Below are 1,542 nucleotides of genomic sequence, written 5' to 3' on the forward strand. Positions count from 1 at the left end.
CTCTGGCGCATCCACTGTCCTTTCTGAAAAAGAACAGCTATACCAGAAATTACGCAAAAGATTATGAACAGGCTCTAAGACCGATTTTAAGAGGTTGCAGGATATGGCTATTGCCCGTAGTTGTCTTACACTATGGGTTTATCGTATTCTTGCGCCCAGGTTTTCCGACCCTCTCCTGACCTGAAGCAGACACAGGTCAGTGAAGGGTGCGGGGTGGCTCGATTTGGGCTATTACGGGTGAGTTGATGGGACAGCGGGCGAAACGAACGACCACGGTCACGGTGGATCTGGGGGACCTGAAAGCGCCCTGGCAGTCCTGGTGTGAGCAGCAGGGCGTCACCCCGAGCCATGCTCTGCGGAACGCCCTTCGGCAGGCCATGGACCGGAGAGGAACCAGGACCCCGGCGCCTCGGTTGCGCGTTACGCCGAAGCGTGAACGAGCGACCGCTCGTATCGAACTGAACCTCACAACCTCAGAGCTTGCTGCCCTGAAGAAGATGGCTGGCCACGAAGGCTACGTGCCCACTAAATGGCTGGTGGCGATGGTGCGGACCAAGTTGACCGGGCAGCCGCAGGTCGGCCAGCCGGAACTGGAGACCTTGACCCGCTCGAACCAACAACTGCTTGCCTTGGGGCGGAATTTGAACCAGATTGCAAAAGTCTTGAATACCGCGCCTCAGAACCGAACCGCCTTTCGGATCGAGGTCATCACCGAACTGTCTCGCGTGATCCAGGCCCATACGAAGAAGGTGTCCGATGTCTTACGCGGGACCGTGGAGCGCTGGCACCTCCAATGACTTTGCCAGGCAGCCAGATCGACCAGAAGTTGGATGAGTGGGGGAGTCGGCTCTTCAATGTCTCAACGGAGACCCTCCCACGCCCACGTCGCAGCACGCGCAGTCATCTTGCCTCACCCAAGCCTGTGTGTCCCGGCGGTCGGCTCAGCACATCGCAGGCTCGCGCGAACTATGTGCGGCAGAAACTCCAGGCCATGGTCCGCCGGGCGCCCCAAGTCGTGGTCAAACTCGTCAGGGCGCCGAAAGGGATGAAGGGCATCTCGAATAACCTCACCTACATTTCGCGGGATGGCCAACTCGAGATCGAGGATCAAGACGGCCAGGTGATTCAAGGCAAAGAAGCCGTGGCCGATTTGAAAGCCGAATGGCGCGATGCCGATCGCGGCGGACTCGACCATGCGCGATGCCTTTCATCTCGTCCTCTCCATGCCAACACGGACGGATCTATTGTTGGTCCAACGGGCGGCCCGTGACTTTGCGACGCGAGAGTTCTCAGGGTTTCAATACGCCATGGTCCTCCACACGTTCGAGACCGATCCGGATCCGCACCCGTCCCCGCATCCACATGTCCACCTGACGGTCAAAGCGGCTGGCCTTGACGGGATTCGCTTGAATCCGAGAAAGGCCGATTTGCAACGTTGGCGGGAGGGGTTTGCGGAGGCCTTACGGGAGCATGGCATTGAGGCCACGACTGAGGTAAGCTCGAAAAAGTGGACGTCTTCACCCTATGATCTGAGGTCTGGAG

Annotated in this window: 3 protein-coding genes; all 3 read left to right on the forward strand. The window is 58.7% G+C overall.

Annotated elements, in window-relative coordinates:
- Positions 1–245: 245 nt before the first annotated feature.
- The gene (locus ACMTNU_RS20590; RefSeq protein ID WP_413937158.1) at positions 246–797 is read left to right on the forward strand and encodes a hypothetical protein; all 552 of its coding nucleotides are present in this window, start codon (positions 246–248) and stop codon (positions 795–797) included.
- A complete protein-coding gene (locus ACMTNU_RS20595; RefSeq protein ID WP_413937159.1) occupies positions 794–1,270 on the forward strand; it encodes a hypothetical protein in 477 nt (158 codons plus the stop codon). The genes ACMTNU_RS20590 and ACMTNU_RS20595 overlap by 4 nt, the downstream gene beginning before the upstream one ends.
- A partial coding sequence (locus ACMTNU_RS20600; protein WP_413937160.1) for a relaxase/mobilization nuclease domain-containing protein occupies positions 1,248–1,542 on the forward strand: 295 nt, incomplete at its 3' end. The genes ACMTNU_RS20595 and ACMTNU_RS20600, both read left to right, overlap by 23 nt.

The organism is Nitrospira sp. BLG_1, assembly GCF_047338595.1.
In the GTDB taxonomy this organism is placed as follows: Bacteria; Nitrospirota; Nitrospiria; order Nitrospirales; family Nitrospiraceae; genus Nitrospira_D.

Coding starts and splice junctions, on each gene's coding strand:
- ACMTNU_RS20590 (WP_413937158.1), top strand. CDS start 246: ATGGGACAGCGGGCGAAACGAACGACCACGGTCACGGTGGATCTGGGG.
- ACMTNU_RS20595 (WP_413937159.1), top strand. CDS start 794: ATGACTTTGCCAGGCAGCCAGATCGACCAGAAGTTGGATGAGTGGGGG.